Below are 13,510 nucleotides of genomic sequence, written 5' to 3'. Positions count from 1 at the left end.
TCTATAAAAGGGGCAGCGCAGGCGGCTGGAACATATGGATAGTCTACCGGCCCGCCCCCGTGAAGATATGCCAAACAATGCTGCAAACGATGTACCATGCAGCATGTTCATGCCATAAAAACTGGAATAGTAAAATGAATTCACCAAACGCCTCGCTCGACAAATTCGACTGCGCCATCCTGGCCGCCTTGCAGCAGGATGGCACCCTGTCGATCGCCGCCCTCAGCGAAAAGATCGGTTTGTCCAGCACGCCGTGCTGGAAGCGGGTCAAGCGCCTGGAGGAAGACGGCTATATCGAGAGCCGCGTGGCCATCGTGAACCGGCAAAAAGTGGGTTTGCCCGTGACCGTCTTCGTCAGCGTGCGCACGGGACAGCACGATGAAAAATGGCTGCGCCGCTTCGCCGCCGCCGTCATCGTCTTGCCCGAGGTACAGGAATTTCACCGCATGAGCGGCGACATCGATTACCTGCTGAAAGTCGTCACGACCGACATCAAGGGCTATGACACCTTCTACAAAAAGCTCATCAAGGCCGTGCAGCTGACGGGCGTGTCGTCCGCCTTTTCCATGGAGCAGATCAAGTGCAGCACGGAATTGCCGCTGGAATTGATCGCCCACGGCTTGCCTGCCTGAGATGATCGCACGTTGCTGCAATGCAACATAAATGAATGAAAAGCAGCAATGGTGCGATGGAAGGCGCAGTGCGGCCGGTATACTGTCTGCTCGCCTGCCCGCTTTTCTGCTCATTCTGCAGGCCATCCTCCAAGGTCTTCCATGTCTCTGCTCCGCCGCCTCTCCATCCAGAAAAAACTCCTGTTCAGCATGGGCTTGTGCCTGCTGCTCTTCATGGCGATCTCGTCTTTCCTCAGCGTGCGCATGAGCAGCGATTACGTGCGCGAGCGCGTCGTCAGCCAGGAGTTGCCGGCGCAAGTGGGCGAGATCCGCAACGACGTGCTGCGCCAGATCAGCCAGCCCCTGTCCGTGGTGCAGACCATGGCCAACGATGTCTACCTGCAAGACTGGGAAGACGCGGGCTTGCCCGACAGCGGCATCGCCACCTTCCAGCGCTACGCCAAGGTCGTCAAGGAAAAGAACAAGGCCGCTTCGATCAACTGGGCCTCGGCCAGCACGGGCAAGTATTTCACCACGGAAGGCTTGCTGCGCACCCTGGACAAGAACCAGGCGGCCGACCAGTGGTTTTATGGCTTGCTGGCCGGCGACAAGGCCTACACGCTCGACATCGACAAGGCGGAAAACTCCAGCGACCTGATGCTGTACCTGAATGCGCGCGGCCAGACGGCGGGCGGCAAGCAGATCGCGGCCGGCCTGGGCCTGTCCATCAATGCGCTGGCTGACACCATCCGCAGCTACAAGATCGGCCAGACGGGCCATGTCTACCTGGCGCGCGCCAATGGCGTGCTGCTGGTGCACCGCGACACGGCCCTGGCCGACGGCAAGCATCAGCTCAAGGATCTGCCCGGCTTTAGCGATACCCTGAGCAAGAGCCTGTTGACGGGCAACAAATACGCATACGCCATCTACGACGCGCCTGCGGGACGCCAGTTCGTCGCCGCCTCTTTCGTGCCGGAATTGAATTTATACGTGATGGCGGAAGTGCCGGAAACGGAAGTGCTGGGCAATGTCACGCGTTCGGCCCTGCTTGCCGCCCTGATCGCCGGCCTCGTCGGTGGCGGCATCGCCCTGTGCATCATTTATGTCATCAGCCGCGCCATCGCGGCCCCCGTCGCGCGGGCGGCCGACATGCTCAGCGAAATCGCCAGCGGCAATGGCGACCTGAGCCGCCGCATGCCCGTCGAATCGGAAGACGAGGTCGGCGCGCTGGCCGCCGCCTTCAACCGCTTCGTCGCATCGCTGAACGTGACGATACGCGAAGTTCGCGACAGTACGGGCTCCATTGCCAGCGCATCGAGCCAGATCGCGTCGGGCAACCTGGACCTGTCGGCGCGCACGGAAGCCCAGGCGTCGAGCCTGGAAGAGACGGCGGCCGCCATGGAAGAACTCACGTCGACCGTGAAACAGAACGCGGACAATGCGCGCCAGGCCAATCAGCTGGTCGTGTCGGCCTCAAACCACGCCGTCAAGGGCGGTGAAGTGGTGGGACAAGTGGTGCAGACGATGGGCGCGATTACGGAAAGTTCACGCAAGATCGCCGATATTATCGGTGTGATCGACGGCATTGCCTTTCAAACCAATATCCTCGCCCTGAACGCGGCCGTCGAGGCAGCCCGTGCGGGCGAACAGGGCCGCGGCTTTGCTGTGGTGGCGACCGAGGTGCGCAACCTAGCGCAACGCTCGGCAGCGGCAGCGAAAGAAATCAAGGACTTGATCGTCGACTCGGGCAGCAAGGTCGAAGCGGGCAGCAAGCTGGTCGACTCGGCCGGCGCCACCATGCAGGACATCGTCGTCTCCGTGCAAAGGGTGGCCGACCTGATGGGAGAAATCGCCTCGGCCAGCCAGGAACAAAGCCAGGGTATCGCGCAAGTCAATGCCACCGTCACGCAGATGGATGACGCCACCCAGCAAAACGCGGCCCTCGTGGAAGAAGCGGCGGCGGCAGCCCAATCGTTGCAGGACCAGGCCGGCCGGCTGGCGCAAGTAGTCAGCGTGTTCAAGCTGGAAGAAACCGGGCATGCGGCGCAGCCACAGCCCCGGCAGCCGGCGCACAAGCCGGCGCTGCCCACGCCATCGCGCCCGGCAGCGCCGGCCAGCGATGCGTGGGAAGAGTTTTAAAGAAGACGCTTAAATCGCCGGCGCTTTCACGCTGGCCGCTTGCTTGAAGAAATCGTAGATGCCGCTCTCGCTCATGCGGCGGGCATTGGCCAGTTCGCCGCCCTTGGTGGCGTACAGCACCTGGTTATTGTCGCTCGAGACGAGCACGGCAGCCGGGATGCCTTTCTTGAGCGGATTGCCATAGGCTTGCGCCACGTCCAGGTTATGGTCGAAGTTACCCACGTCGACCTTGACGACCTTGAACTGCTGCTGCATCAATTCCGCGTTCTTGCCTTCCTTCAATGCCTTGTCGAGCGCGCGGCAATCCTCGCACCAGTTGGCGCCAAAGATCAGCAAGACGGGCACGTGCGCCGCCTTCGCTTCGGCCAGCGCACGGGCCACGTCTGCCTTGGCGTCGGCCGCCGCGTTGTACGGCAAGTGCGGCGTGGCGACGGGGTTAGCCGGTGTCGGCGCGGCGGCAAGGGCGGTACCGGCAAGCAGCAGGCTGGCAAGGAAAAGAGAAAAGCGCATGCGGGCTCCTGAAAAAAATCGTGAGGCCAGCTGAACAGCTGCCAGCTGGCGTGATTGTCTAGAATATGCCTGCTTATGGGAAATATCCACCATTTAATTGCACTGTGCTTATGCGGAAAAGGTATAAGCAACACCAAGGAGTAGCCGCTTGAGCATGCCAGATACCCTGCCCCCAACCTTGTCCGGCGCCGTTCGCATGCTACGCAGCGCCTATCCCGCTGGCATTCCCGACTCGGCGTATTTCGCCGTATTGGCCCTGCTGTATGAACACTTTTCCGACCGCAACCTGGCCGAGCTGATGGCCGCTGTAATGGGCAAGGATGCGGCGGTGGTCCTCAATGACATCTATGCCTGCGCCAGCAGCAAGCCGGCACCTTCCGCCATCGCGGCCTCCAGGAACTTTTTGGAGCAACACGGCTTGCAAGCGGTCTGTGCCGAAGATTGATGCCTGCAGGCAGCGAAATGGAACGCATGGGATAATATCGGGCTCACACTGAGCAACGCGGCCCGAACGCGCCTTCCTCCATGACGACTTCTTTCCTGGCACGCTGGCTGCCGCAACCGAACAACGGCAGCCGCCGCGAACAATTGCGCGCGTGTGCGGGCGCCATCTGCGGCTTGCTGCTGACAGGCCTGATCTGCCATTTCCTGCTGGCCCCCGACAGCGCCAGCGTCTACCTGATCGCGCCCATGGGCGCCTCGGCGGTACTGCTGTTCTGCCTGCCGGCCAGCCCGCTGGCGCAACCGTGGTCCGTGGTGGGTGGCAATGTGGTGTCCGGCCTGATGGGCATGGCTTGCGTCAAATGGCTGGGGCCCAGCGTGGGCGTGGCGGCGCTGGCCGCCTGTCTGGCCATCGGCGCCATGTTTGCCCTGCGCTGTCTGCATCCGCCGGGCGGCGCCGTGGCGCTCACCACGGTGGTTGGCGGCGCCAGCGTACATGCGGCCGGCTTTGAATTCGTCTTCATCACCGTGCTGTTCAATTCCGCCGTGCTGGTCGCTTGCGCCGTGCTGTACAACAACCTGACGGGACGCCGCTACCCGCACATCCAGCAACTGGTGGCGCCGCATCCGCACGATACCAAGGATAACGTGCCCAGCAACCGCCTGGGCTTTTCTCCGGATGACCTCGATGCCGTCTTGCGCCAGCACAGCGAAGTGCTCGATATCAGCCGCGACGATTTACAAGCGATCTTCCTGCAAACGGAAATGCGCGCCTACCAGCGCCGCTTCGGCGTCGTCACCTGCGCCGACATCATGTCGAAAGACGTGCTCAGCGTGGAGTTCGGCACGCCGCTCGATGTTGCCTGGCGCACCATGCGCGAGCACCAGGTGGGCGCCCTGCCCGTGCTGAACCGGGCGCGCCGCGTCATCGGCATCATCACGCAGACGGATTTCCTGCGCCATGGCGGCCTCGACGATTACCAGGGCGTGCGCCAGCGTCTGCGCGGCTTGCTGCAACGCAGCGGCATGTCCCATAGCGACAAGCCGGAAGTGGTGGGGCAATTGATGACGCCGTCGCCGCACACGGCCCGCCTGGGCACGCCCATCATCGATCTGGTTCCCCTGATGGCCGACGCCGGCTATCACCATATTCCCATCCTCGACGATGAAGAACGCCTGGCCGGCATCATCAGCCAGTCCGACCTGATGGCGGCCCTGTACGAAAGCCGCTTTGCCGAGGCCGCCGCATGACGCCGTTCCAGGCACTGCTGACGGGTCCCGAGGGCGGCCCGGCGGGCACGCCCGTCAGCGCGCATTTTTTTGGTGCCCAGCTGGCCATCGACGCGCTCGGCCATGGTGTCGACGTGGCGCAGCTGGTCGTCAGCGTGGGCGGCGTCGATGGGCCGGAACTGTTCCTGAACTGGCTCGACGAACAAGGACGGCAAGCCTCGCTGAAACCGCTGACGGCTAGCGACATCGCCATCGTGCTAAAAGAAGCGCCGGCCACGCTGCAGCCGCAACTGCAGCGTTTGTGGGGCGAGCGCCAGCGCAACCGGCGGCAAGTGTCGGGCTGGCTGGCCGGCTTGACGGGCGCGGCCGTCGTCGCGGCGGCCCTGCTGTGGTGGCAAGGCGGCCATGCCGTCGGCGCGCTGGCGGGATGGATCCCCTTGTCGACGGAAAAGCAGCTGGGCGAACTGGCCCTGTCGCAAGTGCGCGCGCAGGGCGGCATCAGCGAAAGCGGCGTGGCGCAGCAGACGGTGCAGGAGATCGGCCGCAAGCTGACGACCGGTTCACGCTACCAGTACCGCTGGCTGGTCAAGCAGGACGACACGGTCAACGCGTTTGCCATGCCGGGCGGCATCATCGTCGTGCATACGGGCTTGCTGCGCCAGGCCGCCGACCCGGGCGAACTGGCCGGCGTACTCGCGCATGAAGTGCAGCATGTGGAGCAGCGCCATTCGCTGCGGCAAATGATCAGCAGCCTGGGCTGGGGCGCCCTCGTGGGCGTGACCATCGGCGACATCAGCGCCGTGGCCGCCATGCTGGCGCACCAGGCCGGCACCCTGTATTTCAGCCGCGACATGGAAGAAGAGGCGGACCGTCTCGGTTTGCTCGCCTTGCAGCGCGCGCACATCCGTCCCGACGGCATGCTCAGCTTTTTCCAGAAGCTCGATGACAAGGACAAGGCCAAGGTACCCGACTGGATTTCCTCGCACCCGCAAACGGCGGCGCGCGCGCAGCAGATCCGCAGCCTGATCGCCGCCACGCCCTGCCCTGCTTGCCTTCCCTTGAGCAGCAGCCACTGGCAAGCGATGAAAGCGGCCCTGCCGCCTACGGCAAAATAGCAACATTCCTCTCGTACAATTTATCCAAACGTACTGGGCAATGGCGTATGCTTACGCCCCGGCTGCTCCATCGCGACCGGCCACCCCGACCCACAACGCCTCCGTTCATTCCCTCCTTACAAAGGACATCGCGCATGAAGCATCGTTTTGCCGCCGGCACCCTCGGCACCCTGGCCATCTCCCTGTTGCTCGCCTACGCACCCGTGACGCAAGCGGCCCAGCCCGCAGCCAAAACAGCCGTCGCGCCCGCCGTCAGCGCGCCAAAAGCAAAGCAACAGCTGCAAGTGCTGGCCGACACATACTACGACGCGCTGGCCCGTTTCGAGCCGATCAATGCCACCGAGAGCGGCGACAACCGTTTTGACGACCAGCTCGGTTCAGCCATCGTGCCCGCCGCGCGCGCAAAACAGTTCGCCCTGTACCGCCAGTACCAGAAGACGCTGCGCAGCATTGCCCGCGCGCAGCTGTCGCACCAGGACCAGATCAACTACGACATCCTCGACTATGAACTGGCGACGGCGCTGAGCTTCGAGCGCTTCCCGGAATACCTGCTGCCGCTGAACCAGATGGACAGCATGCCCGTCACCCTCGCCAATTATGCGGGCGGCGAGGCATCGCAGCCTTTGACCACGGTCAAGGAGTATGACGCTTACCTGAGCCGTATCGGCCAGTTGCCGGGCTGGATAGACCAGGCCATCGCCAACATGAAAGTCGGCATGCAAAAGGGCATCGTGCTGCCGAAGGCGCTGACGGAATCGGCCCTGCCGCAATTCAAAAAGCTCGTCAGCGCCACGCCGCAGGACAGCGTCTATTACACGCCGATCAAGAACTTGCCGGCCAGCTTTTCCGACGCGGACAAGGCGCGCCTGACGCAAACCTATACCGTCATCATCGAAGCCAAGCTGATGCCGGCGCTGCAGCGCCTGTCCACCTTCATGGAGCGCGATTACCTGCCGGCCGGCCGCACGAGCAGCGGCTGGAGCGCCCTGCCCGATGGCGCCGCCTGGTACCAGGCGCGCGTGGCCAGCAGCACCACCACGGATCTGAAACCGGAGCAGATCCACGCCATCGGCTTGAAGGAAGTGGCGCGCATCCAGGAACAATACGCGATCGTGGGCCCGAAGATGGGCTACAACGGCCCGGCCGCCGGCTTGCCCGTGTGGGTGTCGGAACAGGCGAAATACCGCCCGTTCAAGACGGAGCAGGAAGTGCTCGACGTCTACCGGAAACTAAACGTGCTGCTCGACAGCAAATTGCCCGCCCTGTTCACCCTGGTGCCAAAGGCGCCACTGGACTTGCGTCTGGAACCTGAACTGAGCCGCGACACGGCCGCCGATCACTACACGGCGCCGGCCGCCGACGGTTCGCGCCCCGGCGTGTTCTGGTCCGTCGTCACGGATCCGAAACTGTATGGCGACACGGGCATGACCACCCTGTTCCTGCACGAAGGCAAGCCGGGCCACCATTTCCACCTGGCGCTGGTGCAAGAGATGGACTTGCCGAACTTCCGCCGCTTCGGCGGCAACAATGCCTTCACGGAAGGCTGGGCCCTGTATGCGGAAACCCTGGGCAAGGAAATGGGGCTGTTCGAGGATCCGGCCCAGTATTTCGGCCATTTGAACGACGAAATGCTGCGCGCCGTGCGCCTGGTGGTCGACACGGGCTTGCACACCAAGGGCTGGACGCGCGAGCAGACCATCAAGTACATGCGCGATACCCTCGGCTATGACGCCGTGGCGAAAAGCGAGACGGAACGCTACATGGCCTGGCCGGGCCAGGCGCTGGGCTACAAGATCGGTTCGCTGAAGATCGTCGAACTGCGCCAGCGCGCGCAGCAGGCGCTGGGCGACAAATTCAGCCTGCCGAAGTTCCATGAAGTGGTGCTGAGCGACGGTACCCTGCCCCTGAAACTGCTGGAAGCCAAGGTCGACCGGTGGATCGCGCAGCAGAAGTAAGCTAGCCCTCCCGCAACAGCGGCAGCGCCAACCGGGGCTGCCGTTTTTTTTCGCACCGATATTTGATCTGGCGCAGATCCGGCGCATCTCGCGCGCGCCTGCCGGAACGTGTACAGCTCGATGCTGCCTAATTCCCATACACAGAAGGGAGGCAGCATGCAAAACGAAGACATCAGCGATGGCACTACGGCGCGTCCGCCAACGTGGCGGCAGCAGTCAGAAATGCCAGCGGAAACATCCGGCTCGTCCGGGAATGGGCACGACGCCATTCTTCACTACACGAGCGCGCGCGGCCAGGCCGATGGACGGCTGCAGCGGCACATTCCTGACGATACCACGCATGGCAACCATGGCCTGATCACGGCACTTGGCTGGCTCAGCATCGGACTGGGCCTGGTCCAGCTGGTGGCACCGCGCGGGCTGGCGCGGGCCAGCGGCTTGCGCGGCGTCTCGCCTGTCTGGATACGCGCCATCGGCCTGCGCGAAATGGCTTGCGGCGTCGCCTTGCTGCGCGGAGAAAGCAGGCCGGCATGGCGCTGGTCGCGCATCGTCGGCGACGCCATGGATCTGTCGCTGCTGGGCGTGGCCATGGCCAGCCGGCGCAATGCGCGCACGCGCCTGGCGGCGACGGCAGCCGTGGTGGCAGGCGTGACGGCCATCGACTATATCGCCAGCGCACAACTGGCGCCGCGCAAGCTGAGCGAACTGCCCGCGCCCGGCGAAGAGGGGCTGGCGCTGCAAAGGAGCGTGATCGTCAACCGTTCCGCCGACGAATGCTACCGCGCCTGGCGCGACCTGGAAAACCTGCCCCGCTTCATGCCAGGCTTGCAATCGGTGCAGATAATCGATGCGCGCCGCTCGCGCTGGCACAGCGTCGAAGGCGAGTGGATAGGCGAACTGACAGACGAGCGTCCGGGCCAGGGCATGCGCTGGCGCGCGGCGGAAAATCATGCGGAAACGGGCGCGCTGGAACTGTCGCCCGCACCGGGCGGGCGCGGCACCGTGGTCACCATGCAACTGCAGATGCAGGCGCCGGTCGGCAAGGTGGGCGCGGCCGTGGCCGGCCTGTTCAGCCAGGCGCCTGCCTACAAGATCGAGACCACCTTGCGCCGCTTCAAGCAGTGGATGGAAACGGGCGAAGTCAGCACCATCGAGGGCCAGCCGTCAGGCAAGCGCAGCTTCAAGACGCGCTTGCTGCACAAGGCTGGCGGCACGGTATCTTCCCCCCGACCGCAAGCAAACGGAGGTGTGTCATGAAAGCCAACTGCTGGCACGGCAAGCGCGACGTACGGATCGAACAGGTGCCCGATCCCGCCATCCTCAATCCCGGCGACGCCATCATCAAAGTCAGTTCCACGGCCATCTGCGGTTCCGACCTGCACCTCTACAATGGCGTCGTGCCCACAATGGAACAAGGCGATATCCTCGGCCATGAGTTCATGGGCGAGGTGGTGGAGGTGGGCTCCGCTGTGCGCAAGCTCAAGGTGGGAGATCGGGTGGTGGTGCCGTTTCCCATTGCCTGCGGACGCTGCTTCTTTTGCGAGCAACAGCTGTACTCGGTGTGCGAGAATTCCAATCCGAACGCCTATATGGCGGAAAAGATGTGGGGCCACTCGGGCGCGGGCATCTTTGGCTATTCCCACCTGACGGGCGGCTATGCGGGCGGCCAGGCCGAATATGTGCGCGTGCCGTTTGCCGACGTCGGCCCCATCAAGGTACCGGACGAGCTCAAGGATGAACAGGTGCTGTTTCTCTCGGACATACTGCCGACCGGCTACATGGCAGCCGAAGCCTGCGCCATCACGCCAGGCCAGGTGGTGGCCGTCTGGGGTTGCGGCCCCGTGGGGCAGTTCGCCATCCAGAGCGCTTTCCTGCTCGGCGCCGAGCGCGTCATCGCCATCGACCATTACCCGGAACGCCTGCGCATGGCGCGCGAACTGTCCGGTGCGGAAACCCTGCATTTCGATGCCGTGGACGTGCCCGATGCCCTGCGGGAAATGACGGGAGGACGAGGCCCCGATGCCTGCATCGACGCCGTCGGCATGGAAGCGCACGGCTCCGGCGTCAGCTATATCTACGACCGCCTCAAGCAGACGATGAAATTGGAATCGGATCGTCCCACGGCCCTGCGCGAAGCCTTGATGGCGTGCCGCAACGGCGGCGTCGTCTCGGTGCCAGGGGTATATGGCGGCTTCAGCGACAAGATTCCGTTTGGCTCCATCATGAACCGTTCATTGACCATCAAGACGGGCCAAACACACGTGCAGCGCTACATGCAGCCACTGCTGGAACGGATACAACGAGGCGAGCTCGATCCCGGCGCCATCATTTCCCACCACTTGACCCTGGACGAAGCGCCGCACGGCTACGAAATCTTCCAGAAGAAACAGGAGCAATGCATCAAGGTCGTGCTGCATCCGGGCCCCTGACTGCGCTGGCAGACAGCGCGGCAGGGCCAGGCGAACAATGCGCTGATCTCGGACGAGCTCAGACGAGCAGCGCGGCACTCATCGAACGCACTTCCTCGGCCGATTCGGCGAGGATGCTTTGCAAAGTCTCGTTATCGATAATGAAATCGATGACGGAATCGGAGGGCGTGAGCATTTCCACATACGTCACCTGCAACGGCGACTGCACGGGCGACAGTTGCTTGGCCAACAACAAGGTGTCGAGCAGGGAGTCGGGCGGAATCGACAGCAAGCCATCGCGCAAGCCCTCGATGGCTTCGCTCACGGCCAGCGGGATCAAAAGCTTCTTCATGACTTCGCGGGAAATGATTTCTTCTGCGGACTCCATCCAGTGATCCGCATCGTCGTCGAGCAGGCCGGGAAATTCGTCGGCACGCGACAACAGGTAAAAACCGCCCACCTCATGCACGATGCCGGCGAACAGCGCCGTGTCGGCATCGACGTGCGTCACGCGGCGGGCAAGCACGTGCGCCAGCGCCGCCACGTGGGCCGTGTGCTCCCACAGCTGGGCCGCCTTCTGGCGCAGGACGGGGTCGATGATCTTGCTGCCGAACTGGCGCACCACCATGGCCGCCACCAGCGCGTACAGATTGCGGTAGCCCATGCGCATGACGGCGGCGCGTACGCTGGTCACGGGCGCCGCATCGCCGCGGCTGTAGACGGCCGAGTTGGCCAGCGCAACCGTGCGCGCCGCCAGCAAGGGTTCGGCCAATACCAGCTTGATCGCATGGTCGATATGGCAGTCCGGTTCAGCCAAAGCCAATTGCAGTTGCAGTGCAGAATTAACGCTCGTGGGAAACGTTAATTCGCCGCGCACCGCTTGGGAAACAATTAAACCGAAAGCCTGTAGTTTATTCATCATACGATCAATCCGCCTCAGATATTATTCTGGCCAACAATTTCATGCATCAGAAATTGAATGCCAGGCCCGGCCTTTAGAATACAGATGGCATGTCATTCGCTTGTAATGAAGAATCCGGTAATGCCAGCGCATGCAATAGCGATTCATCGCCGATGACAAACAACTTCGGCTGTTGTAATACCTGCAGCAGAAATGGCTGGCCTTCACGTAGCCGCCGGCGATAATCGGCCAGCGTATATAGGTTGGGATTGATTTTACGCCGTAAGGTTCGCTCGGCCGGCGCCAATCCCGTCAACAGATCGCCATAATTGGCTTCTTCACCCACCAGCAGCAAATCGATGGCGCTGCCAGGCATGTCCTGCCCCTTCGCCGTGGCGCCCGACACGAATGCCAGGTGCAGCTGGGCACGCAAGGGCGCCAGAGTCATGCTGAGTACACCGACGATGCCGAAGGTTTTCTGCACCAGTCCGCTCAACTCCGGATACACGAGGCTTTCCTTGTTGGGCCAGAAGCGCCGCACATTGCCGATCCGTTCGGAAGTAATCAGGCCGGACTCATGCAGCCGGCGTAGTTCCCGCTGCGCCGACGCGCTGCCCAGCCCCGTCAAGCGCATGATCTCGTTCAAGTGAAAGCCTTCATTCACGCGGACAAAGAGCAGTCCCAGCAGTTTCTGCTGGGCGGGAGTAAACAGGGCTTGGGCAATCATGCGCCAGATATTAGCATGAGCGCACTGGAAATTGGCGTGGCAAGTGCGCTTTTGCTACGCTACAACAGAGTGTGCCGGCATGACGGCATCGTGCATAATCGCCATGGTTGCGCACTCCCGAACGATCGGAAAACGGCGTGCCCTCTCACACTTGCAGTCACCGACGCACCGTATTTTCAGGGGAACACTTGTATGTCATCAGCCACCAGCAGCCTGGTCGGGTTTGTCGGAGGACAGCTTGATACGGCGGCCTTTGAACACCTTTTATATGAAGACGCAGAAACAGAGCGCCTGTTGTCAGCGCAGCCGGCGCCCAGGTATGCGCACGCGGGGCACACGCTGTATCACTATCTGATATCGCTCGACCTGCACAATCCGGCGGACGTGCTGAACGCGCAGGGCGCCCTGGCCGAGTTTTTGCACGCCGCCGGCATTCCGCTATTCGTCTCGGAAAAGCCTGGCCAGTTGCACGCGCTTTTGCTGGCGGCGCAGCCGAAGTGGCTGGATGTGGATCTGGCCTATGTGGCGGCACTGCTGGACAAGGCACCGCCGCATGCGAAAAAAAGTGAACGGACGCAGTGGCTGCGGGCGCAATTGCTCGCGTTATTTCGCTATGCGAAGAAGCCGCCCCGTTGGCTGCAAGCGCCCAACTGGCCCATCGAGGCGCACGGTCCGCTAGTATTTTTGGGACAACTCCCGGTGGACGGCTATTTTCATGACGAGGCCGCCGTCTATGTGTTTTACGATGCCAGCAAAAACGAGTGCCGATCAATACTGCAGACTTGCTGACGCCATGGCGTTCCTGGGCGCGGCTTCCTGTTTGCGTGTGTGCTGGAAGGCCGCAGTCATGGACATAAAAAAACGGCACCAGGAATTTCTCCGTGGTGCCGTGCTTATCAGCGAACAGCGCAGATTCATATATTTAATAAGTTAAATAATTAGCGAATGACCGTTGAATGACATACGCAATAAATCTTTCTATTACCTGGAATTTCTATCAATTAAATGATTAAAATTTCCAGGAAAATAAAGCGGACGACATCCATGCGATTGCAATTAACTATAAATTGTACGCTGCTCGATAAAGATGACGCTTCGTCGTGTGTTGCCGGTTTCGATAGCCAAAAGATCGTCGGTGGTTTCACCGGCCAGGGTGGCTTTATCGGCCAGCAGCGGGGCTTGACTCTCAACCACTTCCCACGTCTCTTTCTCTTTGCGTGCACGATGGAAGGCCGCAGTAACGGACATAAAAAAACGGCACCCGAAGGTGCCGTTTTGTCAGCTAGCAGCGCAGATTACGCTTCGTCGCCGTGGTGTTGCCGGGTTTCGATGGCCAGCAGATCGTCGGTGGTTTCACCGGCCAGGGTGGCTTTATCGGCCAGCAGCGGGGCTTGACGCTCAACCACTTCCCACGTCTCTTTCTCTTTGCGTGCACGGTGGAAGGCCGCAGTAACGGACATAAAAAAACGGCAC

Annotated in this window: 14 protein-coding genes; 9 read left to right on the top strand and 5 right to left on the bottom strand. The window is 62.1% G+C overall.

The window, feature by feature from the left end; genetic code table 11:
* The first annotated feature begins 134 nt into the window (after positions 1-134).
* Entirely contained in the window at positions 135-632 is a 498-nt protein-coding gene (locus tag V3C40_RS27925; protein ID WP_034753155.1) for an Lrp/AsnC family transcriptional regulator, read from the top strand.
* Between the two features lie 141 nt (positions 633-773).
* A complete protein-coding gene (locus V3C40_RS27920; protein ID WP_331779124.1) occupies positions 774-2,750 on the top strand; it encodes a methyl-accepting chemotaxis protein in 1,977 nt (658 codons plus the stop codon).
* A 9-nt stretch (positions 2,751-2,759) separates the two neighbouring features.
* On the opposite strand, the gene V3C40_RS27915 is transcribed toward V3C40_RS27920, so the two are convergent.
* Positions 2,760-3,260, bottom strand: a complete 501-nt coding sequence (locus V3C40_RS27915) for a thioredoxin family protein (protein WP_331779123.1) — start codon at positions 3,258-3,260, stop codon at positions 2,760-2,762.
* Between the two features lie 154 nt (positions 3,261-3,414).
* On the opposite strand from V3C40_RS27915, the gene V3C40_RS27910 reads away from it, so the two are divergent.
* The 6 genes from V3C40_RS27910 (at position 3,415) to V3C40_RS27885 (ending at position 10,430) form a co-directional block, all read left to right on the top strand.
* Entirely contained in the window at positions 3,415-3,705 is a 291-nt protein-coding gene (locus V3C40_RS27910; protein WP_331779135.1) for a DUF3349 domain-containing protein, read from the top strand.
* Positions 3,706-3,785: 80 nt separating this feature from the next.
* On the top strand, positions 3,786-4,952 hold the full coding sequence (locus V3C40_RS27905) for an HPP family protein (RefSeq protein WP_331779122.1): 1,167 nt from the start codon (positions 3,786-3,788) through the stop codon (positions 4,950-4,952).
* Positions 4,949-6,046, top strand: a complete 1,098-nt coding sequence (locus V3C40_RS27900) for a M48 family metallopeptidase (protein ID WP_331779121.1) — start codon at positions 4,949-4,951, stop codon at positions 6,044-6,046. Before V3C40_RS27905 ends, V3C40_RS27900 begins: the two co-directional genes overlap by 4 nt.
* A gap of 134 nt (positions 6,047-6,180) precedes the next feature.
* Complete coding sequence (locus V3C40_RS27895) at positions 6,181-8,001, top strand: DUF885 domain-containing protein (protein WP_331779120.1); 1,821 nt, start codon at positions 6,181-6,183, stop codon at positions 7,999-8,001.
* A 156-nt stretch (positions 8,002-8,157) separates the two neighbouring features.
* Entirely contained in the window at positions 8,158-9,258 is a 1,101-nt protein-coding gene (locus V3C40_RS27890) for an SRPBCC family protein (RefSeq protein ID WP_331779119.1), read from the top strand.
* Positions 9,255-10,430: a zinc-dependent alcohol dehydrogenase gene (locus V3C40_RS27885; protein ID WP_034753144.1), complete on the top strand. Its 1,176-nt coding sequence runs from the start codon at positions 9,255-9,257 to the stop codon at positions 10,428-10,430. The genes V3C40_RS27890 and V3C40_RS27885 overlap by 4 nt, the downstream gene beginning before the upstream one ends.
* A gap of 58 nt (positions 10,431-10,488) precedes the next feature.
* On the opposite strand, the gene V3C40_RS27880 is transcribed toward V3C40_RS27885, so the two are convergent.
* Together V3C40_RS27880 and V3C40_RS27875 are read right to left on the bottom strand one after the other, a co-directional pair.
* The gene (locus V3C40_RS27880) at positions 10,489-11,328 is read right to left on the bottom strand and encodes an HDOD domain-containing protein (RefSeq protein WP_034753622.1); all 840 of its coding nucleotides are present in this window, start codon (positions 11,326-11,328) and stop codon (positions 10,489-10,491) included.
* 76 nt (positions 11,329-11,404) lie between these two features.
* Positions 11,405-11,956: an ArsR family transcriptional regulator gene (locus V3C40_RS27875; protein ID WP_331779118.1), complete on the bottom strand. Its 552-nt coding sequence runs from the start codon at positions 11,954-11,956 to the stop codon at positions 11,405-11,407.
* Positions 11,957-12,052: 96 nt separating this feature from the next.
* On the opposite strand from V3C40_RS27875, the gene V3C40_RS27870 reads away from it, so the two are divergent.
* Positions 12,053-12,826 carry a hypothetical protein gene (locus V3C40_RS27870; protein WP_331779117.1) on the top strand — a complete coding sequence of 258 codons (774 nt, stop codon included), beginning with the start codon at positions 12,053-12,055 and terminating at the stop codon, positions 12,824-12,826.
* Between the two features lie 267 nt (positions 12,827-13,093).
* On the opposite strand, the gene V3C40_RS27865 is transcribed toward V3C40_RS27870, so the two are convergent.
* Together V3C40_RS27865 and V3C40_RS27860 are read right to left on the bottom strand one after the other, a co-directional pair.
* The gene (locus V3C40_RS27865) at positions 13,094-13,285 is read right to left on the bottom strand and encodes a hypothetical protein (RefSeq protein WP_331779116.1); all 192 of its coding nucleotides are present in this window, start codon (positions 13,283-13,285) and stop codon (positions 13,094-13,096) included.
* A 47-nt stretch (positions 13,286-13,332) separates the two neighbouring features.
* On the bottom strand, positions 13,333-13,497 hold the full coding sequence (locus tag V3C40_RS27860) for a hypothetical protein (protein ID WP_331779115.1): 165 nt from the start codon (positions 13,495-13,497) through the stop codon (positions 13,333-13,335).
* Positions 13,498-13,510: the final 13 nt, after the last annotated feature.

This window comes from Janthinobacterium sp. LS2A (genome assembly GCF_036543145.1).
Taxonomy (GTDB): domain Bacteria; phylum Pseudomonadota; class Gammaproteobacteria; order Burkholderiales; family Burkholderiaceae_D; genus Janthinobacterium; species Janthinobacterium aestuarii.
Note: the sequence above shows the minus strand (reverse complement) of the source record. Positions and strands in the feature narration are given on the sequence as shown.